The following is a 23480-nucleotide window of genomic DNA, read 5'->3' as shown; positions in this document are numbered from 1 at the left end:
TTACCTGATTACCTGATTACCTGATTACCTGATTACCTGATTACCTGATTACCTGATTACCTGATTACCTGATTACCTGATTACCTGATTACCTGATTACCTGATTACCTGATTACCTGATTACCTGATTACCTGGCGAAGAGGAGAGAGGCTGCCAGCTTGGTCATGGTGTTTATTTTTAGTGAGTTATGTTGGTTTTTTGTTAATTTAATTTGTAATGTGAGGTTGCTGTAAAAATGGCCATGTTGATCGCGCAGTGTATAAAGTAGTTAATTGTTTTTCATTATTTGTAAATGTCGACTTTGTTTGCAAGTTAATGATTTTTAAGTGTTTATTTTTGGATTTATAAAAATCAAAATGTATTTGATGTGCATCAAATGTGTCGTTAATTTGACCGCCAAGCAAAGTTGAATACAGTTGAATTCAGTTTTCTGTACGGATGACATGGATGTGTGTCGTCTTGCAGATGAGAGGTGGCGGGAACTGCCTCTAAATATTGAAAATAGCCTTTGCCTTTGCTTGTTTAACATGCCCGGATAATTGTACTGGTGACCATCTCTCATTAATGAGGCATCGGTCTGCTGACAGTTGCTGAGCAATGATATGGCGGCATCATCGAACATCATGACTCCAGCTTGATCTCGATGATGCCGCATAACAACACACGTTAATGTAGGTATATACGAATGAACGCTAATAAAATTCTGGTTGCTATGGGTGTTGGTTCCATGCTGCTGTGCGGCTCTGCTATTGCTGCCGGCACTACTGGGTCAGGTAAAGTCACCTTTAACGGTGAAATCATCAATGCACCTTGCTCCGTAGACAGTGATTCTGTTGACCAAACTGTATATTTGGGCCAGATCAGCACCAAACAGCTGGCCAAAGGTGGTGAGTCCAATGAAGAGAATGGGAAGTTCAGTATCAAGCTGCTGAACTGCGAACTCAGTGAGACTGACGATGCCATTAAAGTGACCTTCAGCGGTGCCAAAGATCCTGTCGACCCCAGCCTGCTGGTGATCGGTGGTCAGGCTGCTGGTGCCGGTATCAAGATGATCGCTCCGGGTGGTGCTACCGTTGTTTTGGGCCAGCCTACCGCTGCCTACGCACTGTCACCGGGTGACAACGAGCTGCCCTTCACCGCCGTGCTGAAAGGTTATGCCAACCAGACAGCCAACCCGCTGAGAGCTGGTGACTTCACTGCAGTGACCAACTTTACTCTCTCCTACGAGTAATCGTCTGCCTTAACGTGTGACAAGGGTTGTGGTGGTGAAAACCACCACAACCTCACTCCACTTTCTCTCTTCACATCGGACCTTGATCATGAAGATCTCAATGCTGGTGCCAGTAGTGCTGCAGGTGGTGATGATGGCAGGCCCTGCTTGTGCAAATGAGCAGACGGATGGTCTGGCTGAATCAGGTTGCACCCTGGATGAATTGCACAGCATTTCCTTGCAACAGGCACGTCACGGCACGCTGAAATTCAGTGGTTGCCAGACAGGCGGATCTGTGAGGGGGGCATTGTCTCTTATCTCCATGTCGGTGCACGGGGCCATAAGTGACGATCTGGGTATTGTCAGCAATGGACAATATCACAAGGTATCGGGTGCTAACTTTATTGCCTCGGATATTGTCAATGGTGATATGGAATTCAATATCAGTCTGAATGGCAGCCAGATAGTATATCCAAATAATATGGCACTGTTCGAACTTAGTTATATGTAAGCAAGCCGATTGCTTAGTGTAGACACCTCATTATGTGAGACCGTTATGATATCCCTAGAGTGAAATTATGAGCGTTGCAACATCAAACTCTGTTAGAAAACATTATCTAAAAAAAGCTTTTATGCTATGCGTGCCGTGCCTGTTGGTAATGGGTAATAACGCATTGGCAGAAACGGAGTTTAATATTGATGCGCTTGATGTGGATGAGCGAACCAAGATAGATCTTTCCCAGTTTGCGGATGCCGGCTATATCATGCCTGGCGATTACTATCTTGAAATTGAGGTCAACAAGAACAAGTTGCCACTCCAGAAAATCCCTTTTTATGAAGTGGAAGATGGCAAGGGAAAAGGCGGTGTCGCCTGTTTGCCGCTGGATATTGTGCCCAGAATGGCACTGACGGATGAGGCCATCGCCAAGATAGACACCTGGCATCAGGGCCAGTGCGCCAACCTGCTGGCGCTTGATGGGGTGGTTATTTCCAACGATATCGGTAATGGACTGCTCAGAATTGCAGTCCCGCAGGCATGGATGAAATACAGTGATCCCAACTGGATTCCGCCCGAGCAGTGGGACGTGGGTATTACCGGTCTGATGCTGGATTACAATATCAACGCCCAGGTCAATGAAGGGAGCGACTATGCCAATAACAATATCAGCAGTTACGGTACCCTGGGGGCAAACTATGGCGCCTGGCGCCTGCGCGGCGATTATCAGGCAAGCTCCTATTGGGGTGATGATGAGCGGTCGTCAGCCGAGCTGAACCGCATTTATGCCTATCGTCCGCTATCGCACATGGCCGCCAAGTTGACGGTCGGCGAACAACAGCTCAACTCCCAGCTTATCGATGGGTTTCGCTATACAGGCGTGAATCTGGCCAATGATGAACGCATGTTGCCCCCGAGCTTGCAAGGGTATGCCCCCGAGGTGAGCGGCATTGCCAAGACCAACGCCAAGGTCACTATTTCCCAGTCTGGCCGCGTCATTTATGAGACCAACGTGCCTGCCGGCCCATTTCGCCTCCGGGGGTTGGACAGTTCGGTGCGCGGCAGGCTCGAGGTGCGGGTAGCGGAGCAGGATGGCAGTGTCCACTCCTTTCAGGTGGATACCGCGACAGTGCCCTATCTGACTCGTCCCGGCTATGTCAGGTATAACCTCTCGGTCGGGGCACCCTCCGAGCGGAGGAATTCGACCCATGATGTCCATGGTCCGGGTTTCGTGACAGGGGATTTCTCATGGGGGGTGGCGAACTCCTGGTCGCTTTATGGTGGCAGTATGGTCGCTGGCGAATATAACTCCATGGGGCTGGGGATTGGTCGAGACCTGTATGCGTTTGGCGCAGTTTCTGCTGACCTGACCCAATCCATTGCGAAATTGCCGAGCTTGTCCACCAAGAGTGGCCAGTCATTTCGGTTGAACTATGCCAAGCAGTTCGATGAATATAACAGCGCCATCAGCTTTGCGGGTTATCGTTTTTCCCAGCATGACTTTATGACCATGTCGCAGTTCCTGAATAACAAGGACCGACTGGAAAGGAATGAGTCAGCCGCCAGTGACGATTACAAAACCTGGGGAGACAAAGAGCTATATACCATCACTGCCAACAAGACATTCTGGGCCGATGATGCGGCCAAGGCATTGACTGTGTATCTGGATTACACCCATAGAACCTATTGGGATCATGAGGCGGAAAATCGTTACGGTCTGTCAATAAACAAGAGTGTGAATATTGGCACTTTCAAAAATGTCTCTCTCTATTTGTCTGCCTACAAGACCAAGACTGAGAATTATGAGGATGACAAGAGCGTCATGCTGTCGGTCAACATGCCGATTGGGGACAGGAAGAGCGGGGGATACAGCGTGCAGTCTTCCAATGGCAAGGTCACCCACCTGGCAACTTATCAGGATTACAGCCGGCCGGATGATACCTATCAGCTGGGGGCTGGGGTGCAAAGCAACGGTCATGCCGTCGCTCGCGGCTACTACAGCCACAACAGCGATATAGGTACCGTCAGCCTGAACGCCTACAGCGTACAGAGTGAGTACACCTCGCTGGGGGCAAGCATGCGGGGTGGCCTGACAGCGACCGAACATGGGGCCGCCTTGCACCAGGCAAGCCGACGCGGTGGCACCCGCATGATGGTGGATACCGACAAGGTGCCCGACGTCTCTTTCAACAATGGCCGTGCTGTCACCAACCGGTTTGGGGTCGCAGTGATCAGCGACATGAGCGACTATCGCAAGAGCGATACCCGGATAGACGTGGATCAGCTGAGCGATGACATAGATGCCATGAATGCGATCAAGCAAGGTACGCTGACCGAAGGTGCAATTGGTTATAATGCCTTTGAAATTGCTCAGGGTTTCAAGCTGTTGGCGAGTGTAACATTGCCTGATGGCGCCAACCCTCCTTTTGGGGCAACCGTCGTCAAAGAGTCCGGGCGAGTGATTTCAGTGGTGGATGAGGATGGCCTCATCTACCTGACGGGGGTCAAGCCGGATGAATCCTTTGATGTGTCCTGGGGTGGTGCTCGTCAGTGCAAGATAGTGGCGCCGCACGAAGTAACCGATCTGTCGATGAAGACTCTCACTTGCAAGTAATGGGATACCGATGAAAAAGCTGCTCTCTTTTACCTGTCTGGCCGTGCTGGGCATGACGTCAATCAATGCCAGTGCCGCCATAGTGCTGGATCGTACCCGTGCCGTGTATCCTGGTGGTGCCAAATCCATCAGTCTCAATATCAAGAACGAGAGCCAGAAGTTGCCTTATCTGGCGCAGGCCTGGATGGAAGATGCCCAGGGGCAGAAGATCTCTTCGCCTTTCGTGGTGTTGCCACCGGTACAAAGGGTCGATGCCAATCAGAAGTCGATCGTCCGGATTGCCAGCGTGCCTGCCATCGATGCGCTGCCCAAGGATCGTGAATCTATCTATTACTTCAACCTGCGCGAGATCCCGCCCAAGAGCGAGAAGAGCAACGTGATGCAGATTGCGGTGCAGTCCAAGATCAAGCTGTTCTACCGCCCCGAGGCCATCATCCCGGAGCGTGGTGCCGTCTGGCAGGATCAGGTGACGATCACCAAGCAGGGCACGACCCTGAAGGTCAACAACCCGACCCCTTACTACATCACCTATGTCGGTCTGGCTCATCCGAAGGGCAAGGAAAAAACCGCCATCAAGGGCTTCTCGGCGTTTATGGTGTCACCCAAGTCGGAGATGAGTGCCACGATTCCCGAAGCCTTGCCGGATCAGTTCATTATCAGCTACGTCAATGACTACGGCGGATATATGGATATCACTTACCAGTGCTCGGCCAACGTCTGCCGCGCCGTGAAGAGCGAGTAAGCCAATGCGCTATTCCCTGTTGATGGCCGGTTTGCTGTTGAGTTGCCAAGCCCTGGCCAACGGTTATGTGGTGCCTGACTCGATCCATGACTACAAAATCGAGCTTGGTAATGCTGATATTCAGAATCAGTTAGGTTATGTGACCAATGCCTTTACCTGGGATCTGGGTAGCACGTATACCGGCACCGTGACCTGCCCGGTGCAATCCATTCCCAACTCAGCGGTTCACTACAAGGCGGTCATGAGCAGTGGCTTGCCTCCGGCCGGCAATGGATTCGTCAAGCTCAACGATTTTCTCGATATGAAGGTGGAGATCTGGATAGCCGGTAATCGCAAACAGTATGTGGTGGCTCCCTTCGATAACCAGAGCAACAACTACGTCAACAAAAGCTGTACTAAGGGAGGCTTGACCCGGATCGACAACTTTGGGAGCGGCAGCAAGGGCAAGGTGACTTTCCGGGTACGCAAACCCATCATCAACGGGGTGCAGATCTCCGATCGCCAAGTGGTTGAGATGTTTGGTCGCTTGGGGTTCACGGTAGGTGATTTCAACAGCGTACCTATGTCACGGATCACCATTTCTTCGGCAATCCTTTACGTACCCGAGAAGTGTGTCATCAATGGCGGGCAGACCATAGAGGTGGAGTTTGGTGATTTACCAAGCACCGGGCTGGATGGTAATAACTTTGAAAAGACGGTTCCCTTGACGTTTCGATGTGAAGGCGGGGTATTTGAAGGCCCTGCGCTCAAAATCAACCTGGGTATCTCCGGTCGACCGACATCCTTTAGCCAGGAGTATCTGAGGACCACCAAGGAGGGTTATCAGAGTGCCACTATCATCCCCAATCTGGGGATCAAGTTCAAGCAGCTGAATGGCGATCCACTCAAGTTGAACGAGTTCTATCCCGTTACCATGCAAGGGAATATTGGTGACTGGGGGTTTATTGCCGCGCCGATAGCATCTGGTAGTGAGGAGGTGGCCGCCGGTGACTTTTACGCCACCGCCACCATAGTCGCCGAATTCCAGTGAGGTATAGCGATATGTTGCGCAGAATATGGTTTGGACTACTGATGACACCAGTGCTGGCTGTGACGGCAGCGCCCGGCGCCAATGATTTGGAGTTACTTGGCAATACGATGCGGCTCCATGGCCGGATTATTGCCCAACCCTGCATCATCTCTCCCGAATCGGCCGATCAGTCGGTCGACTTGGGGGTGGTTGACGTCAGGGAGCTCTACTCGGCAGGTGCCGGGGAGAAGGTGAAATTTTTTATCCGTCTCACCAACTGCAAACCCGGTATTTTCCGCATGGCCAAGGTGACCTTCAGCGGTACTGCAGACCCGCAGATGAGCGGTGCCCTGGCGTTTTCTGCCGGTTCCGCCAAGGGGGCCGGGATCAGGCTCTATAATGCCGCTCAGACCAAGCTGGATTTGGGCACTGCTTCTAGCGGCTATGCATTGGGTGATTCAACGGAAAATGAACTGCTGTTTTTCGCTCGGGTTGAGGGCCACCCGAAGGCGATCGCCGACAAGAATATCAAGCCTGGGGATTATACCGCGGTGGCTAACTTCATTGTCTCCTATGAATAACCTCAAAGCTCATTACGCTGGATGACATTTAAATTCCCTCTGCTGGGCCAAGAGATAACACCCCCCATATAGCTGGAAAGATATATCCCGCCTGGCAGCTGAATAAATAGCAACTTCTGTTTGGGTGGGGTCAGGGCAGCCACCAAGGTGGCGACCATGCCATTGCTGGTCAACGCTTTCTGGTCGATAAAATTGACGATGGTATTCTTTATTTCGATTGCAACATCACCCTGATCCCGCTCTATATTGCCAACGGAATCTAGATTGAACAGGGTTTGCCCCAGATGATCGGTTGCTATCACAGTGGCCACCACAATTTCTCTGTTCATAGCCACTATGATTTTGCTTTTTCTGGCGATTTCGACCCAGTTATCAGGCGCTTGGCAATTGCTGTGATATCTGACAGTGGTATTCGGATAGTGATAGTAGTTGTGGGAAACGTTTTCGCCCTGCAATGCCATGGTATTAATGACGCACTGCAGCTCCTCCGCGACGGAATGGCCGGCTCTCAGTAGGAAGACATTAGCTAACAACTCTTTATTTTTATTATCAATAGAGAAGTAGCTGATAGCTTCCTTTCCGATGAGAATGGAAACACGCTCATCTTCATTGCGCGGCACTTTTTTAACAAGCGGTGCCATCATATCAATCTTCAATTTTAATGCATTCTCAGTCTCGCTGGTCGTAGAGAGAGAAACGTGGCCGAGATTAATCGTTCTAAGGGTATTTTTATTGCTGTAATTATAAATAAGCGCTGCCAGCGAGCAGGCCACCACAATCAGCAGTGCAAACAGCATAATGCGCTTTGGGCTGAAATAGCGATCGGATTTTCTGCGAGAGTATTGTCGTCTGGCCCGCGATGAGTCCCCTGACGTTTCTGCCCTTGCCTCCGTATTCTCAGCCTCCCCGGTGACCTCAATGGGTGCACAGAAGATATAACCTACCCTGGGGATGGTATCAATTGCGTCCAGCAAGCCAAATGATTCCAGTTTTCTCCTCAGGGAGAGGATCTGTCTATTAAGGTTGGTGTCAGTATTGTCCTGATTTGGCCACAAGGCTTCCTGCAGTATGTTTCTGGGAATGACACTGCCAGCCTCCTCACACAGCATTTCGAGGAGCTCGGCCTCTTTGTTACTGAGCTTGATGTCTTTTTCGTTCTTTGAGAGCCTGAATGTTGCAGCGGAGAAATAGATATCCTCTGAGATTTTATAAATTTTGTTACTCATGTGTGACTCACCTTACTGCCAAGGCGTGCATTTTACCACCATGTCGCAGTTGTTCAAATAACGCCAAATTAACAATTTCTTTTACTATCAATCAATTATGTCCCCATCGAAGTGCTGGGCGAGTGACATGGTACTACAGTCGATTAACTTGGTTCAAAAAATGCCCAAAAAGATGACCATTTATGTCATCGTTCTCACTCAGGATGAAGGCAGGGGATAATGTTGGCCTTGAGCGGGGTTTCTCTTCAATAAGGTGTGAATCGACGGCCCCAACTGTATCGGAAACTGTCGTATGACGCCTTATTGTTTGCAGATAGATGGCTGATACGGTTTTCGTTGTGGCTTGAGGGCCCCGCCCATGTCGGGCCAGGGTTGCCAGAGGTCCGGCACCATAAAGCCGGGCAGGGTTGCGCGGATCCAGGCTGCTAGCTCCGGATAGGGCACAGGCTCGCCGTGCCAGTCGATGAAGGCGGCGGGGCGTTGCCCCCACTCGTCGTTCGGCATGGGCACCACCAGTGCCTGCGCCACGGCGGGATGATCCACCAGCCGCTGCTCTATGGTTTCGGGCTGTATGTTCTCACCCCCCGAGATAAACAGGTTGTCGATCCGCCCCTCTACCACCAGCTCGCCACCGGCGGTGAAATGCCCCTTGTCGCGGGTGTGAAACCAGCCAGCCTCGTCAAGTGGCCGCTCCAGCACGCCCTCCTGGAAATAGCCGGCAAACAGGGTGTCACCGCGCACGCAGATCTCATCTTGCTGAATGCAGACTTCCCGCCCCGGCAGCGGTTTGCCAACCACGCCAGCGGCGGTCGGCTGGCCGGTGCAGACCTGGCTGCCCATCTCGGAGAGACCATAACTCGGCTTGGGGGTGAACCCCATGGCCGCGAGGCGAGCAACCAGCGGCTGTGGGATGGCGGCGCCCCCGAGCAACAGCTCGCGCAAGCGGGTACGAGCGGGGTCAAAGCCCTCTGCCAGCAGGCGCCAGAGCTGGGTCGGCACCAGTGAGAGATGGGTGATGGGCAAGTGTTCGAGGCGCGTCTTGAGGGGCTGGCTGCGATCGTCCAGTACCAGGCTGGCGCCCGCCAGAAAAACCCGGAACAGGATGGCGTAGCCACCGATGTGAAACAGCGGCAGGGAGAGCAGCCAGCCACACTTCTCATCCAGCGGGAGCAAGGAGGCTGAGCCCTGCGCCGAGGCCAGGTGATTGGCGAGGCGATGCACCACGGCTTTCGGTGTGCCGCTGGAGCCCGAGGTGAGGATCATATTGTTGAGCCGGGCGGGATCCAGCGGCCAGGGCTGATCGGCCGCCGCCAGTTCAGTGTTGAAATCCAGCCGCAGTGGGCACCAACTTCCAGCCGGAATGTCGTCGGCCGACCAGAAGGCGGTCACAGCCAGTTGCTGCGCCAGTTCGGCTTGTCTGGCCGCTGGAAAGGCGGGGTTGAGCGGGCAGAAGACGATGCCGCTACGCACGCAGGCCCAGGCCAACAAGACGTCCGGCAGGGCGCCGCGTACCACGGCAGCCAGCCGGTCGCCGGCTTTCAAGCCAGCGAGTTTCAGCTGCAGGCACAGGCTGTTGAGCCGTGCATCCAGCTGCTGATAGCTGAGGGGGCTGTCTGTGTGGATGGCAATGTGCTGGGGTGATGCATGTGCCCAGTGACGCACCGGGCAGGGCTCCAGGGGGGCGTGATGGCCAGATGTCGGCAGCATGAAGGCCTTTTCAGTCACGGTGAAACAGGGGCTCCAGCAGGCCAGGATCGGGTTTACCTTGCTGGTCCAGCAGATCGCTTGCCAGCCAGCGTTTGGTGTCCAGGCCCGGCGCCTGATCCGGTGCCCACTCACCTGCGAGACGGGCGAGCTGGCCGAGGCCGACCCCTGACTCGAAGCAGGAGGAGACGACCACTTTCAGGCGCAGCTCGCGGGCGCGGGCCACCAGTGCCTCGCTGTTGGCCAGCGAGCCGAGCAGCATGGGCTTGAGCACCAGGGCTCTCAGCTGCGGGATCGGCTCCCAGGATTTACCCTGTGCCAGCAGTTCGTCGATGGCCACCGGCATGCCGGTGCGGCTCGCCACGAAGGCGATGTCGTCAAAGTTGGCGCAGGGATCTTCCAGATATTCGATTCTGTTTGGATCCAGATGGCCGCAAAAGGCCCAGGCCTCCTCGCGGGTCCAGCCCTGGTTGGCATCCAGCACCAGCTTGAGGGTGGGGATGCGATCGCACAGCAGGCGGATCAGCGCCAGCTCGTCGCGCATGGGATAACGGGCCACCTTCAGTTTTGCCTTGCTGGGTGTCTGGTGCAGCCAGTTCTTCCAGTGTTTGAGCAGCTCCTGGGGGGAGCCTTGAATGAGGGGATAAGGCTCGGGCAGTGCCGCTGTCTGTTCCGGCCAGACCCGCCGAGCACAGTCCAGACCAAATTGCACCGAGGGCAGCAGGGGCGCGATGGGCAGCCCCTGAGCCAGCTGCTCCAGACAGCCGAGGGCCTCGGCTTGCGCCTCGGCCAGGGTCTCTCTGGAGAAGCCAGGCAGGGGGGCAATTTCCCCCCAGCCGTCGTTGATGCGCACCAACAGCCCCTCTCGCGCCACCTCCACCTTGCCGTGAAAGGTCAGTGGCTGGGTAAAAGGCAGTAGATAGCGATACAGGGCAAGTGTCATCAGGGGTTCCGCTTGTATTTGGAGAAGTCGGGACGGCGTTTCTCGTTGAACGCGTTGCGCCCTTCCTGACCCTCTTCGGTCATGTAGAACAGCATGGTGGCATTGCCCGCCAGCTCCTGCAAGCCCGCTTGGCCATCACAGTCGGCATTGAGGGCCGCTTTCAGGCAGCGCAGCGCCATCGGGCTGTTCTGCAGCATCTCACGGCACCAGCGCACGGTTTCGCGTTCCAGTTCGGCCAACGGCACGACTGTGTTGACCAGACCCATGTCGAGGGCTTGGCTAGCATCGTACATGCGGCACAGGAACCAGATCTCGCGGGCCTTCTTCTGGCCGACGATACGGGCCATGTAGGAGGCACCCCAGCCGCCGTCGAAGGAGCCGACTTTCGGACCTGTCTGGCCGAACTGGGCGTTGTCTGCCGCTATGGTGAGATCGCACATCATGTGCAGTACGTGGCCACCCCCGACCGCATAACCGGCCACCATGGCGACCACGGGTTTCGGGCAGGTGCGGATATCGCGCTGGAAGTCGAGCACGTTGAGGTGATGGGTGCCCTCGTCATCCCGGTATCCACCGTAGTCGCCCCGGATCTTCTGGTCGCCACCGGCGCAGAATGCCTTCTCGCCGAAGCCGGTGAGTATGATGGTACCGATATGATCGTCATAACGGGCATCGGCCAGCGCCTGCAGCATCTCTTTCACGGTGCGGGGGCGGAAGGCGTTGCGTACCTGAGGGCGATTGATGGTGATTTTGGCAATGCCATCGCCGGACTTGTGATAGAGGATGTCCTCGTAACCGGCGGAGCAATCGCGCCACTCGACAGGTGCGTACAGTTCCGCTTCCGTCATTGCCTCAATCATGTTGTTTTCCTTCTGGTCTGGTCGTACTCAGATTGAGCAATCGCGTCATCTGAACGGGGGCATACAGTTCAGATTTCGTCATTGCTTCCATCATGTGCACGCTCTTTTTCTTGTTGGTGATAAGCCCGCAATGCCGGCTCAGGTAAATAGTGTCGTGCCGTGTTATGGCGTACTCGCAATCCAGTCGCGCAGGCACGAGGCAAATCGCTCGGGCTGGCTGGCGTGCAGATTGTGGCCGCCATCCAGGGTCAAGTGATGGATATTGCAGCCCTGCTTCACCAACTGGCAAGCCAGCTGATGGAATTTGTGATCCCGGCTGCCGGAGAGCCAGCTCACCGGCAGCCGGGCACCGACCAGCGGTTTTGCTCTTAGCCAAGCGGCGAGATCCGGCTGCTGGCCCAGTGACGTGGCGCGCAGCATGGCCGCGATAGCGTGGCCCTCGTTGCCCAAACGTCTGGCGATCTGGCGGGCGCGGGCCGCTTCGTCGAGATCGGCGAAGACCCCTTGTCGATACCAGTCGGCCAGCACGGCGGCCAGCGGTTCGCGCTCGAAGCGCCGGGCCCAGCACTCGTCGTGTTCGATGCGAGCGGCCCGCTCGGCCAGCGGCAGGCCGGGATGGCAATTTTCCAGCAGCAGGGCCTGCAATCCGGCAGGGGCTCGACTGGCGTGATAGAGGGCGAGCCGCCCACCCAGCGAATAACCGGCCAGTCGGTACTGCGCGATGCCGAGAGCCTTTAGTGCATCGCAGAGCCACTGATGGGTCTGCTCGAAGCCGGTCACGCTCAGCCCCCGGTTGTTGCCGTGACCCGGCAGATCCAGCGCGTGGCAATCTATTCCAGGCAAGGCTTCTATCACTGGCTGCCAGTCGCGGCCATCGCCGAGCAGACCGTGCAGCAGTACCAGAGGCAGTTCCTGGCTGTTCGGGTTAGAGGCCACGAATAGCCGCCCCCAGTGCTTTCAGATCTTCGGCCACCTCGCTGCTCGGTACCTTGATTTCAATCAGAGTTACTTTCTTTTCCAACGGCGGGTTTTTCAGCGCTGCGCCGTAGGCCTGCTCGAATTCAGCCAGCGTGGTCGGCGCCCGATAGTAGAGGCCGAACATGGCGGCGGCCTGCTCGAAGTGCAGGCCGTGTGGCAGGCAGTAGTAGGTTTCCAGCAGCCGATCGCCGGTGGGCACCGGCAACATGCGAAAGATGCTGCCGCCGTCGTTGTTGAGCAGGATCACCACCAGCGGTCGGCTCGATTTGCCGAGCAGGGCCAGGCTGTTGAGATCGTGCAGGGCGCTGAGATCCCCAATCAACAGGGTCGTCGGCTGGTCGCTCGACTGGGCGAAACCATAGGCGCTGGCGATGAGGCCATCAATGCCGGAGGCACCGCGGTTGGTCATCACCCGGCTCGGTCCCTTGCCCGCTTCGCCGAGCATGTCCATCAGCCGGGCTGGCATGCTGTTGCCAACGAATAGCTGACCTTGAATGAGGGAGCCCAGCCGATGGCAGACACCGAGCTCGGAGAAGCGATCGCAAGCGCTGCGGATCTGGCGGGTGGCGCTCTGCTGGCGCTCTGCCAGCCGGTGCCAGGGCAGGTGGCGGGTGCTCACCTTGTGGGTCGCGGTGAAGGCTGCGGGATCGCACACCAGACGGCGGCGCAGCCGGTAATCGGGATCGAGCCGGGCCGGCTGCGGTTCCACCAGCCAGTAATCCTGCCAGGGGTGCTGCTTGATGAACTGGCCGAGCCGCTTGGAGATGAGGCGGGCACCGAATTGCAGCAACACTTCGGCGCGGGCCAACTCGGCCACGAAGCAGCTGTTTTGCAGGGCGAGATCCATGTGAATGAGGTTGCGGGCATCGAAGCGGATCTGGCTCTGCAGATCCGCCAGCAGCGGCCAGCCGAGGCGCTCGGCCAGCTCGGCCACCACTTGCGCCTGGGCGGGATCCTGAATACGGCCCGCGACTATGACGCCGCGTTTGCCCTGCAAGGCCGCCCAATCGGGCTGGCGGGGACAGATCTGCTCGTTCTGCTGCCAGGGGCTCCAGGGCTCGCCTGAATGCAGCCAGTCACCGAGCGGTGCCAGATAGTCGGAAAAATCCAGGTACTCATCGCCGGGATAGAGCGGCTCGGGGTACATGCAGTTGAAGTGCACCGGCCCCGGCGTCAGCGTCTGCTGGGCCAGGGCCTGATCCACCGAGCTCAGCACGAAGGCTGCGGGTATGGTCGGGGTGGGGCTCGGCAGGTTCTGCTGATAGACGGGGTAGCGACCGAAGATCCCCTGCTGATCGATCGCCTGGTTGGCGCCGTTGTCGATAAGCTCGGGTGGCCGATCGGCCGAAAGAATGATGAGCGGCACGCCTGTGAGCTGCGCCTCGGCCACCGCTGGCCAGAGGTTGGCGACCGCCGTGCCCGAGGTCATGATCACCGCCACCGGTCGGCCGCTGCCCTTGGCCAGCCCCAGCGCCATAAACCCCAAGCCGCGCTCGTCAAAGTGGAGGTGGCGACGAAAACCGGGGTGGGCGGCGGCCGCCATGGTGAGCGGCGCCGAACGTGAGCCGGAGGCCAGCGCTATGTCCCGCACGCCGAGGCGATGAAGCTCTTCCAGCAAGAGGGAAGACCAGACGTGATTGAAGGTGGCATGTTGACTGGCAAACACGGGGCTCGCAAACATGGGGCTCTCGCTGAATGAGGGGTCGATGGGAAAACGCTATCCCAGCAGGGAGAGCACGTTGGCGATCTTGTTGTCGAGTTCGGCCCACTCGGCGGCGGGCTCGGATCCCGCCACTATGCCTGCCCCGGCGAACAGGGTGATGGTCTGCGCCGTGACGCGGGCACTGCGGATGGCGACGGAGAACTCGGAGGTTTCCCGGCTCAGCATGCCGCAGGCACCGGCATACCAGCCGCGATCATGGGGTTCGAACTCGCGGATGAAGGCCAGTGCGGCTTCGCGCGGGGCGCCGCCCACGGCGGGGGTGGGGTGCAGGGCATCCAGCAGTTGCCAGTCACACACCCCGGGCTTGAGTTCGGCCTCTATGTCGCACTTGAGGTGCTGTAGCAGCCGCAGTTTCAGAATGCGCGGCTCGGTCAGGCTGGCGCTCGTGGTGAGCGGTGCCAGCCGGCTGAGGATGTCAGCGTGCACCAGCCGGTTTTCCAGCTGATTCTTGCTGTCGGTCAGCAGTTCGGCGGCCAGGGCCGCATCGGTCGCCTCGTCGCCGGATCGGCGAATGGTACCTGCCAGCGCCTCGGTGAAGAGGTGGTCTTGCTCCCGGCGGTAGAGTCGCTCGGGGGAGCAGGAGATGAAGCTCTGCTCGGGGGAGAACTGAAAGCCGAAGTGGAAGCACTCCTGGGCGTGCTGCGCCCACTGTGCCAGCAGGGTCCAGGGGCAGAGTTGATCGTTGTGTAGCTGGCGGGAGAGCAGGCTCTCCCGCGACAGCACCACCTTGGGGGTGTGCGCCTGAAAGTCGGGCGCCGTCACCCGCTCGACCAGCGTCTGCCACTGGGCGGGGCCGGGGCAATCCTGGCGCTGCCAGGGCTGTTTTTGCAGGGCAGGTAGCGGGGCTTCCGGGTGCAGGGCATCGAGGGCCGCTTCGGCCGCCTGCAGCTCGGCATCGAGATTGCCGTCGCTCAGCCAGAGATTGAGGCAGAGACTGACGCACTCGCCACGGCGCACCAGCTCGATGCGGGGCAGCACGAAACGGCAGGGGCCAAATCCTTGCCAGCCGGATTGGGCCGAATCGAATGCCAGTCCACCATAGTAGCGTGGGCTGTCGTCGTGGGGCTGGTTGGCGTGCTCGCAGACCTGTTGTATGTCTTGCGGCCGGGTCAGTTCGTGAATGCTGCCCAGCGCCACGTATTCGGGCTTGTCGTGCCCTCTGGCATGCCAATAGATACGGGGATAGAGGGTCTGCGCCGCGAGCCAGCCCAGGAAGGAGCGGATCTCGACAGCCACGCGCAGCCGCACGAAGCCGCTGGCGTTGCTGTGACGCAGGGCGTCCAGTTGTTGCTTGATATGGGTCTGAGCCAACATGGATTTCGTCTATGAGCCGATAGTGACGGTCAATCCTGCAGAAGGATGCCGTTGGTTTATGCCAAAGGAGCGATTATTCCTATATATTATCTGCCCATTCGTCCATGTAAATCGCCCGGGGAGCTGACTCCCGAGGGGCCAAGTATACCGAAATCCGGTTCGATAACCCTTAACACGATCAATATCTGATTGTTTGGCCATCACAATATGACAAATACCTTCTCTATCTGGTTGCTGGCGGCGCGTTTGCGAACACTGCCGCTCGCCTGCTCTTCCATCCTGCTGGGATCCGGGCTCGCGGCCAGCCGTGGCGCCTTCGATGGCACCATCATGGCGCTCTCCCTGCTGACCGCCATCCTGTTGCAGATCCTCTCCAACCTGGCCAACGATTACGGGGATGCTGTCTCCGGTGCCGACAATGGTGAACGGATCGGTCCCCAGCGCGCCGTGGTCTCTGGTCTTATTACCCAAAAGCAGATGCGCATAGCCATGGCGCTGACCGCGCTGGCGGCGGTGGCGAGCGGTCTGCTGTTGTTGGGTTGTGCCTTCGGTGGCCAGTGGCTGCAGATCCTGGCGTTTGTGCTATTGGGCGGCGCAGCCATAGTGGCGGCCATCACCTACACGGTGGGCAAGACCCCTTATGGCTATCGTGGTTTCGGCGATATTTCGGTGTTTCTGTTCTTCGGTTTGTTGGGGGTGCTCGGCTCCTACTACCTCTTCACCAAGAGCCTGGAGTGGGATCTGTTGCTGCCTGCCACCGCTTGTGGCCTGTTGGCCACCGCCGTGCTCAATATCAACAATGTGCGCGACATCGAGACCGATGCCGCCAGCGGCAAGATCACCCTGGCGGTACGCCTTGGCCGTAACCGTGCCATCGCCTATCACTGGGTGCTGCTGGGGGCGGCGCTGCTGGCGGCCATTGCCTTTATCCTGACCCAGCCCGCCAGTGTCTGGCCCTGGATCTTCCTGCCCGCCATGAAGCCGCTCACCGACGCCGCCAAGACCCTGCGTACGAGTGTCGATGGCGAGGTGCTGACCGGTGCGCTCAAGAAGACCGCCATCAGTGCCTTCCTGTTCAGCCTGCTGCTCTCCATCGGGCTTGCACTCTCCTGATGATCTGCCGGCTGGTAGCTATGTGAAGCGGGCTCCCTGGATGGGAGCCCTTTTTGTGTGTCGACGAAGCGTGTTGGCACTGAATCTGTCAGACAGGAACCCAGTCATGCGTGAATCACTCAAACGGAAAATCATTCAGGTCTGCCAGCAGAAAATTGCGCAGAAGGGGGACGCGGTGGGCGTCTCCTTCTATGCGTTTTTTGCCAACCGCAATGACGATCCCGAGCTGCTGATGGAGGCAGCGACCTGGTGGATCCAGACCCACGGACTCGACCATTTCGAGAGGGCCAGCAAGATCCTCCTGCTGGTCGAGCAGGAGTGAACGTAGGTTGTAATGAAACAGAGAGGGCTCCCAAGCGGGAGCCCTCTGTGTTGGTCGATGATGCTATCGACTAGCTGGCGCGCGCCACCTTGAGGGTTCGGCGGGAGAAGAGCAGGGTATCCAGCAGCCAGATAACGACCATGGAGGCGCCCACCAACGGGAAGCAGATACCGAGCAGCACCAGCACGGCGATGGCGCCGCGCATGGGGGGCAGTTTGGCCGGCAGCGGTGGGGCCGCGAGACGGCCCTGCGGGCGGCGGCTCCACCAGATCCAGAGGCCACTCACAGCGCTCAGCAATACCATCAGGCAGATGAGCAGCATGGCGAGTTGATGGGGCCAGCCGTAGAGCTTGCCGGTGTGCAGCATGACGCCGGTTTCCACCGTCTTGGCGACCAGGCTGTAATCCTGCCAGCGCACGTCGGCCAGTACCTTGCCGCTGTACTGATCTATGTGAAGGGTGGCATCGTTGTGCGGATCATCGGCGAACAGGGCTATGGTGTAGACGCCGCTCTTGCCGGCCGGCGGCGTGATGCTGTAGCCCGGGGTGACCTGGCGCTCGTTGGCAAGCTCCACCACCTGTTGCAGCGAGATGCGGCGCTCGGCCATCACCATCCCCTCGTGTTCCCCGCCATGATTCATGGCACTGTGATCGTGCCCTGCCGAACTCGGCGGCATGGCCGTGTCAGCCATCGCCATGGAGGCCATCTCATCGGGCTGTGTCGAGCTCGGCATGGGGGTGTTCTCCATCGCCCAGGGCACAGTTTGGTCGTGGGCCTGGTTCAGGCTGCGGGCAAGCGGCGTGGATGCAGGCACCTGGTTCCACATGGCGGCGGGGAAGCGGTTCCAGACGTTGGCGAACTGATCCCCCCAGAAACCGGTCCAGGTCATGCCGCTTAGCAGCAACAGCAGCAGGAAGCCCGCGCCCCAGAAGCCGACCACGGCGTGCAGATCGCGCCACCAGAGGCGTCCGCGCTGGTTCAGTCGTGGCCAGAGGATGCCGCCCACGCCGGGCCCCTTGCGTGGCCACCACAGATAGAGGCCGCTGATGAGCAGTACTATGCCCCAACCGGCGGCCAGCTCGATCACTCTATCCCCGGTGGTGCCGAGCAGCAGCTCGGCGTGCAGGGCACGGGCCACCGCCTGCAGATTCCATTGGTTGTCCAGGGCGCCGAGCAGGGCGCCGCTGGCGGGATCGAGGAACAGGGTCAGCTCGCGGCCACCCTGGCGGACGATGAACTGGGCGCTGGCATCCGGGCTGACCGGTGGCAGGTACTTGCTCAGGCTGGCGTCCGGCATGGCGGTCCGTGCCTCGGTCCACAGCGCATCGGCGCTCAGGGTCTGGCTGGCAGGCGTCACCTTCATCAGCTCGGGATACATGAGATTGTCGAGCTGGGGCTTGAACAGGTACACCATGCCGGTGAGGGAGAGCAGGATCAGGAAGGGGGCGACGAAGAGGCCGGCGTAGAAGTGCCAGCGCCAGATCCGCTGGTAATGACTCGAGTCCCGGTTTTTCATCTCTGATCCTTGCGTTAATGACCAACGTTTCTGTTGGTGGAATGTTCATGGCGGCGCGGATAATAGCAGCAACGTTTTGTTAACTGCAACAGAACATGATGGGAGGGGCGGCCGATCCATATTGCTTGGTTATCTGTGCCCGCCATGGGCAGTCAGGCGCTAGCACAAGGGCTTGGTCATCGGGGGTGGCATGGAATGTTGATAGATAAATCCTTACCTTGTTGCAACATGTCACCGTTCTGGTGCAGTGGGAAAGGATCCAGGGAAGGAGACTGGCGTGAAGGTGCAACCACACGGCCATGTTGAGATACAGCGGCGCTGACAGGTGTTGATCTGTCCGCCGAGCGGCCCCTTCAACCTGATGGGGGCCATGGGCTATGAGACTGCCTTCAGCCAGCAGATAGCTAAATTGCGCGATGCGCCCATGGGAATTGCCGAGGTGGCGACCGAGTGTGAGACTGCAGGGCGCCGAGGTGCTTACCCGCTCATCGATGCAGTCGGGCTCACCCATCTCGAACTCGCGGCAGATCAGCGGTCGTACTTCATAGAAGCTGCACGTCGTTGATAGGGCGGTTCAGCGCCACTTGCTACCCCTTGGTCAACTCAGGTTGATAAACCATTTGTCCCGCTCATCGATGCAGTCGGGCTCACCTATCTCGAACTCGCGGCAGATCAGCGGTCGCACTTCATAGAAGCTGCACGTCGTTGATAGGGCGGTCCAGCGCCACTTGCTACCCCTTGGTCAACTCAGGTTGATAAACCATTTGTCCCGCTCATCGATGCAGTCGGGCTCACCCATCTCAAACTCGCGGCAGATCAGCGGTCGCACTTCATAGAAGCTGCACGTCGTTGATAGGGCGGTCCAGCGCCGCTTGCTATCCCTTGGTCAACTCAGGTTGATAAACCATTTGTCCCGCTCATCGATGCAGTCGGGCTCACCCATCTCGAACTCGCGGCAGATCAGCGGTCGCACTTCATAGATACGGCACATCATGGTATTGCGGTCCAGCGCCGCACACCAGCCATCTTCTAGCCGGTGCATCACGGGCACCTGTCCCTCTATCTCGTCCACGTAGCGATCTGGCACGCCGGTATCGGTAAACAGCATGACTTCGAGGCGGCAGCAGCAGGCTTCGCAGTTCTGGCAGCTGACGTCGGCTTGGGGTTCTCTGTTCATCTGTGTTGTCCATGCCATGGGAAGGGCACATGTTCGATAAAAAACAGGCGCCTGCAAAGGCGCCCGTGCTGTGGTTCGTGACGCGTCGGGCAGGGTGCTGCCCGGGATCCTCCTTAACCCAGTTTGCGGGCGCGGTAGGTGCGCCCCTTGATCTTGCCTTCCTGCAACCGCTTGAGGGCGGCGCTTGCCACGCTGCGCTTCACCGCTACGTAGGAGTACTGCTCGGAGATCTGGATCTTGCCAACATCGGCCCCGGCAATACCGCCTTCGCCGGTCAGGGCCCCCAGGATGTCACCGGCCCGCACTTTGGTCTTGCGGCCCGCATCGATGGAGAGGGTCACCATCTGCGGCGCGATCGGCTTGATCTCGCGGCCTATCTCGGCCAGATCTCCCTGCGGCATCGGGGCCTGCTGGTACTCTTCGATGAAGTTGACGCGCTGTGCTTCGTTCGGCTGATACAGGCTCAGGGCCAGACCCTGCTGGCCGGCGCGGCCAGTACGACCGATGCGGTGTACGTGCACCTCGGGATCATAGGTCAGCTCGAAGTTGATGACGGCGCCCAGCTCCTTGATGTCCAGACCACGGGCCGCCACGTCGGTGGCGACCAGAATGGTGGCGCTGCCGTTGGCAAAACGCACCAGTACCTGATCCCGCTCGCGTTGCTCCAGGTCGCCGTTCAGCGCCAGCGCCGAGAAGCCCTTGGCGGCCAGGTGATCGGCCACATCGTTACAGGCGCGCTTGGTGTTGCAGAACACCACGCAGGAGCTTGGCTGATAGTGGCTCAGCAGCCAGGTCAGGGCGTCGAGGCGCTGACCGGCAGGCACTTCGTAGAGCTTCTGTTCGATGGCGCTCCCCTCGTGCAGGGACTCCACGCTCACCTCGACCGGATTGCGCTGCACGCCACGGCTCATCTGGGCGATCCCCTCCGGGTAGGTGGCGGAGAAGAGCAGAGTCTGGCGCTGCTGGGGTGCATGGCTGATGACCCGGTTTATCTCTTCGCCAAAGCCCATGTCCAGCATGCGATCCGCTTCATCCAGCACCAGCGTCTTGAGGCCGGAGAGCTCCAGCGTGCCCTGTTCCAGGTGCTTGAGAATGCGCCCCGGGGTACCGACGGCGATGTGGGCACCGAAACCCAGCGTGGCGGATTGCGGCGCGGTCGGGGTGCCGCCACACAGGGTCACCAGTTTGACGTTGGGCAGGGCGCGCGCCAGACGACGGATCTCCTGGGCCACCTGATCTGCCAGTTCGCGGGTTGGGCAGAGCACCAGCGCCTGCACCTCGAGCCGGTTGACGTTGAGGCTGGAGAGCAGGCCCAGGGCGAAGGCGGCTGTTTTGCCGCTACCGGTCTTGGCCTTGGCGATCAGATCTTTGCCATCAAGCACCAGGGGCAGGCTCTGGGCCTGAATCGGGGTCATCTGCAGATAACCCAGACTGGTGAGGTTTTCGAGCAGGGCGGGGGAGAGGTTGAGGCTGCTAAATTCGCTGTTGTTCACAAAAGGACTCTATTTCGGAGAAAACGGGGATGCGCTAACGCTAAGGCCGCGCATTGTACCAGAATGCGGCCTCGGGTGTGGCGGATTTTTGAACGCCTGAGCAAAGGCATGTGGTGAGGCGTGTGAAGGAAAAAGCGGAGCTTTTCCTGTTTGTGTGCGAGGAACAGCATACAAAACAGCGTCAAAAATAGCGCGATGAAGCTGACCCCGTTCATCGAAAATAAGATAAACGTTTTTCAATCTGGTTTGATTAAATATTTTTCTATCAAATTTAACCTGACCGCTACGATGGGGCGGTGAACGCTTTGAGTGGATGTTGAAATTAGGTGGTTCACCAGTTTTAAAATTGAATGATTTATTTGTAAGTGACTGTTTGTTGGTTGTTTTATATTTAATTAACGATGATTTAATGCCGCGATTGGCGTTTAATTAATTTAAAAGCGTTTGTATTATCCTGCATGCATAATATTGCGCGGGATTGTGATGGCTATCTGATTTTTAAATGTGCAAATGTCTATGATGGCGCCGGTCAAAAATTACAATTCACTCAGGTGCTACAGGTATGGAATTCGTTCACTTTGTGCTCGGACTGGTCATGGTCCTCGCTCTCGCGTTGCTGGCTAACCGCCACAACTGGAAACAGATCAAACTGCGTTATATCGGCCAACTGCTGGTGGTCGAACTGGCGCTGGCCTGGTTCATGCTGAACTCCGAAGTGGGTCTGGCCGTGGTGGGTGGCTTTGCGGCTGGTTTTACCAAGTTGATGGAGTTTGCCAAACAGGGTACCGACTTTGTGTTCGGTGGCCTGGTCAACGAAGGGGCCTTCTCCTTCTTCCTGATGGTGTTGATGCCCATCGTCTTCATCTCGGTGCTGATCGGTATTTTGCAGTACATCCGTCTGCTGCCCATCGTCATCCGCGGTATCGGTACCGTGCTGGCCAAGATCAACGGCATGGGCAAGCTGGAATCCTTCAACGCCATCAGCTCCATGATTGTCGGCCAGTCCGAGAACTTCATCGCGCTCAAGAACACACTGCCGCACCTGAACGAGAAGCAGATGTACACCCTGGCGGCGACGGCCATGTCCACCGTTTCCATGTCCATCGTCGGTGCCTATATGCAGCTGATCGAGCCGCGTTACGTGGTCGCCGCGCTGGTACTCAACATGTTTAGCACCTTCATTGTGCTCTCGCTGATCAACCCGTATGAGCCGGACAACTCGGTCACAGACCTGAAAGCCATCGTCGAGGGCGACGAGCACCACACGCCGAAGAGAGAGAACTTCTTCGAGATGTTGGGTGAGTACATCATGGCCGGTTTCTCCGTGGCCGTGATCGTGGCGGCCATGCTGGTGGGCTTTATCGCCTTGATCGCCCTGATCAACTACCTGTTCGAGATGGCGTTTGGCGTCAACTTCCAGTTCGTGATGGGCTACCTCTTCTACCCAATCGCCTGGATCCTGGGTATCCCGAGTGGTGAGGCGCTGCAAGCCGGTTCCATCATGGCAACCAAGCTGGTGACCAACGAGTTTGTGGCCATGATGGATCTGGGCAAAGTGGCTGCCGAGCTCTCTCCACGCACCGTCGGCATCCTCTCCATCTTCATGGTGTCGTTCGCCAACTTCAGCTCCATCGGCATCATTGCCGGGGCGGTGAAGGCATTGAACGAAGATAAGGGCAACATGGTCTCCCGCTTTGGCCTGAAGCTGGTGTACGGTTCTACCCTGGTGAGTCTGCTCTCTGCTGTGATTGCCGGTGTGATGATCTAATCGCACCTCGCCATCACCACGACAACCCCCTGCCTCGGCAGGGGGTTGTTTTTTCAGGGGGGAGCAAAGGTGCCTCCCGCTGATCTGCAGTGGTGCCGGGTCTGGGCCCGCTCAACCGGCCCAGTGGTTCCAGTAACCGGCCGCCAGCAGGGTGAGGGTGCAAAAGCCGGTCTCGATGGCACCGCCGCTCTTGAGCGGCCAGCCCGGCAGCCGGTAGCGCTGCTTGAGCGGCCAGAACAGCGGAATGCCGGCGGGGGTGAGCCAATCCCCCAGCAGGTGGCTGAGGTAGCCGATAATGAGCGCATCCTTTATCCCGACGGGCAGCAGGTCGGGTGCCAGGCTCTGATCCAGCCCCCACACGGCCACGGCCACCGCCAGCAGGCTGTGGGTGAAGCCGCGATGACCGAACAGCCGTGACAATGGTTTGGAGATCCAGGGTAGTCGCTGACCTAGCACGGACTTGGGGTGGTCGAGATCCGGCAGCAGGGCGCTGGCCAGCGCGGCGGGTATGGTCTGCCACAGGCTGGCATCGGCCAGTGCCGGTGTGAGCTGGAGCTTGTGGGCGAGCAGGGTGCAGGTGACGGAAAACAGCAGGTGCCCTTGGGCTGTCATGGTGGCTACGGCATGGAGAAATGGCGGCGCATCTTACCAGCCTGATGGTTGTGGTCAGCTGTTATTTTAAAAATCAGG

Annotated in this window: 20 protein-coding genes and 3 pseudogenes; 9 read left to right on the top strand and 14 right to left on the bottom strand. The window is 57.9% G+C overall.

The features are described 5' to 3' along the window. Positions 1-686: 686 nt before the first annotated feature. The 6 genes from GWQ22_RS06475 (at position 687) to GWQ22_RS06450 (ending at position 6653) form a co-directional block, all read left to right on the top strand. Positions 687-1232, top strand: a complete 546-nt coding sequence (locus GWQ22_RS06475; RefSeq protein ID WP_275929798.1) for a fimbrial protein — start codon at positions 687-689, stop codon at positions 1230-1232. Positions 1233-1332: 100 nt separating this feature from the next. Beyond that, positions 1333-1722 carry a hypothetical protein gene (locus GWQ22_RS06470; RefSeq protein WP_212514219.1) on the top strand — a complete coding sequence of 130 codons (390 nt, stop codon included), beginning with the start codon at positions 1333-1335 and terminating at the stop codon, positions 1720-1722. Between the two features lie 67 nt (positions 1723-1789). Continuing rightward, positions 1790-4321 carry a fimbria/pilus outer membrane usher protein gene (locus GWQ22_RS06465; protein WP_275929797.1) on the top strand — a complete coding sequence of 844 codons (2532 nt, stop codon included), beginning with the start codon at positions 1790-1792 and terminating at the stop codon, positions 4319-4321. Between the two features lie 10 nt (positions 4322-4331). Beyond that, positions 4332-5063 carry a molecular chaperone gene (locus GWQ22_RS06460; RefSeq protein WP_042038642.1) on the top strand — a complete coding sequence of 244 codons (732 nt, stop codon included), beginning with the start codon at positions 4332-4334 and terminating at the stop codon, positions 5061-5063. A 4-nt stretch (positions 5064-5067) separates the two neighbouring features. Continuing rightward, on the top strand, positions 5068-6093 hold the full coding sequence (locus GWQ22_RS06455; protein ID WP_275929796.1) for a fimbrial protein: 1026 nt from the start codon (positions 5068-5070) through the stop codon (positions 6091-6093). Between the two features lie 11 nt (positions 6094-6104). After that, positions 6105-6653, top strand: coding sequence for a fimbrial protein (locus GWQ22_RS06450; RefSeq protein WP_345893627.1), 549 nt, complete (start codon positions 6105-6107; stop codon positions 6651-6653). Between the two features lie 2 nt (positions 6654-6655). Here the strand turns inward: GWQ22_RS06450 and GWQ22_RS06445 are convergent, their stop codons facing one another. The 7 genes from GWQ22_RS06445 to GWQ22_RS06415 all read right to left on the bottom strand — a co-directional run bounded on the left by GWQ22_RS06445 (position 6656) and on the right by GWQ22_RS06415 (position 15401). Next, complete coding sequence (locus tag GWQ22_RS06445; RefSeq protein WP_275929794.1) at positions 6656-7879, bottom strand: winged helix-turn-helix domain-containing protein; 1224 nt, start codon at positions 7877-7879, stop codon at positions 6656-6658. Positions 7880-8179: 300 nt separating this feature from the next. Continuing rightward, a complete protein-coding gene (locus tag GWQ22_RS06440; protein WP_275929793.1) occupies positions 8180-9586 on the bottom strand; it encodes an AMP-binding protein in 1407 nt (468 codons plus the stop codon). Positions 9587-9596: 10 nt separating this feature from the next. Beyond that, positions 9597-10526: an o-succinylbenzoate synthase gene (menC, locus tag GWQ22_RS06435; protein WP_108535975.1), complete on the bottom strand. Its 930-nt coding sequence runs from the start codon at positions 10524-10526 to the stop codon at positions 9597-9599. Then, the gene (gene menB, locus GWQ22_RS06430) at positions 10526-11374 is read right to left on the bottom strand and encodes a 1,4-dihydroxy-2-naphthoyl-CoA synthase (protein WP_275929801.1); all 849 of its coding nucleotides are present in this window, start codon (positions 11372-11374) and stop codon (positions 10526-10528) included. The genes menC and menB overlap by 1 nt, the downstream gene beginning before the upstream one ends. A gap of 174 nt (positions 11375-11548) precedes the next feature. After that, complete coding sequence (gene menH, locus GWQ22_RS06425; protein ID WP_275929792.1) at positions 11549-12322, bottom strand: 2-succinyl-6-hydroxy-2,4-cyclohexadiene-1-carboxylate synthase; 774 nt, start codon at positions 12320-12322, stop codon at positions 11549-11551. Beyond that, positions 12312-14030 (bottom strand): 2-succinyl-5-enolpyruvyl-6-hydroxy-3-cyclohexene-1-carboxylic-acid synthase, encoded by a 1719-nt coding sequence (gene menD / locus GWQ22_RS06420; protein ID WP_275929800.1) that lies wholly within the window; start codon positions 14028-14030, stop codon positions 12312-12314. The genes menH and menD overlap by 11 nt, the downstream gene beginning before the upstream one ends. Positions 14031-14081: 51 nt before the next feature. Next, the gene (locus tag GWQ22_RS06415) at positions 14082-15401 is read right to left on the bottom strand and encodes an isochorismate synthase (RefSeq protein ID WP_275929791.1); all 1320 of its coding nucleotides are present in this window, start codon (positions 15399-15401) and stop codon (positions 14082-14084) included. Between the two features lie 207 nt (positions 15402-15608). Here GWQ22_RS06415 and GWQ22_RS06410 point away from each other — a divergent pair, with 207 nt between their 5' ends. Both GWQ22_RS06410 and GWQ22_RS06405 read left to right on the top strand, forming a co-directional pair. After that, positions 15609-16514: a 1,4-dihydroxy-2-naphthoate polyprenyltransferase gene (locus GWQ22_RS06410; RefSeq protein ID WP_275929790.1), complete on the top strand. Its 906-nt coding sequence runs from the start codon at positions 15609-15611 to the stop codon at positions 16512-16514. Between the two features lie 106 nt (positions 16515-16620). Continuing rightward, positions 16621-16836 (top strand): DUF6500 family protein, encoded by a 216-nt coding sequence (locus GWQ22_RS06405; RefSeq protein WP_212514192.1) that lies wholly within the window; start codon positions 16621-16623, stop codon positions 16834-16836. Positions 16837-16906: 70 nt separating this feature from the next. Here the strand turns inward: GWQ22_RS06405 and GWQ22_RS06400 are convergent, their stop codons facing one another. The 6 genes and pseudogenes from GWQ22_RS06400 to dbpA all read right to left on the bottom strand — a co-directional run bounded on the left by GWQ22_RS06400 (position 16907) and on the right by dbpA (position 21022). Beyond that, entirely contained in the window at positions 16907-18352 is a 1446-nt protein-coding gene (locus tag GWQ22_RS06400) for a PepSY domain-containing protein (protein WP_275929789.1), read from the bottom strand. Positions 18353-18833: 481 nt separating this feature from the next. Continuing rightward, positions 18834-18899, bottom strand: a pseudogene (locus GWQ22_RS06395) (YkgJ family cysteine cluster protein); the annotation flags it as partial. 51 nt (positions 18900-18950) lie between these two features. Further along, positions 18951-19043, bottom strand: a pseudogene (locus tag GWQ22_RS06390) (YkgJ family cysteine cluster protein); the annotation flags it as partial. 51 nt (positions 19044-19094) lie between these two features. Beyond that, positions 19095-19187: pseudogene (locus GWQ22_RS06385) on the bottom strand (YkgJ family cysteine cluster protein); the annotation flags it as partial. 51 nt (positions 19188-19238) lie between these two features. Next, complete coding sequence (locus GWQ22_RS06380) at positions 19239-19529, bottom strand: YkgJ family cysteine cluster protein (RefSeq protein WP_042868866.1); 291 nt, start codon at positions 19527-19529, stop codon at positions 19239-19241. A 113-nt stretch (positions 19530-19642) separates the two neighbouring features. Continuing rightward, complete coding sequence (dbpA, locus tag GWQ22_RS06375) at positions 19643-21022, bottom strand: ATP-dependent RNA helicase DbpA (protein ID WP_042038658.1); 1380 nt, start codon at positions 21020-21022, stop codon at positions 19643-19645. 562 nt (positions 21023-21584) lie between these two features. On the opposite strand from dbpA, the gene GWQ22_RS06370 reads away from it, so the two are divergent. Then, positions 21585-22790: a nucleoside transporter C-terminal domain-containing protein gene (locus tag GWQ22_RS06370; RefSeq protein ID WP_275929788.1), complete on the top strand. Its 1206-nt coding sequence runs from the start codon at positions 21585-21587 to the stop codon at positions 22788-22790. A gap of 111 nt (positions 22791-22901) precedes the next feature. Here the strand turns inward: GWQ22_RS06370 and GWQ22_RS06365 are convergent, their stop codons facing one another. Then, positions 22902-23402, bottom strand: a complete 501-nt coding sequence (locus GWQ22_RS06365; RefSeq protein ID WP_275929787.1) for a metal-dependent hydrolase — start codon at positions 23400-23402, stop codon at positions 22902-22904. Between the last annotated feature and the right edge of the window lie 78 nt (positions 23403-23480).

The organism is Aeromonas sp. 1HA1, from assembly GCF_029237385.1.
Lineage (GTDB): Bacteria > Pseudomonadota > Gammaproteobacteria > Enterobacterales > Aeromonadaceae > Aeromonas > Aeromonas popoffii.
This window is presented reverse-complemented; position numbering and strand designations above follow the sequence as displayed.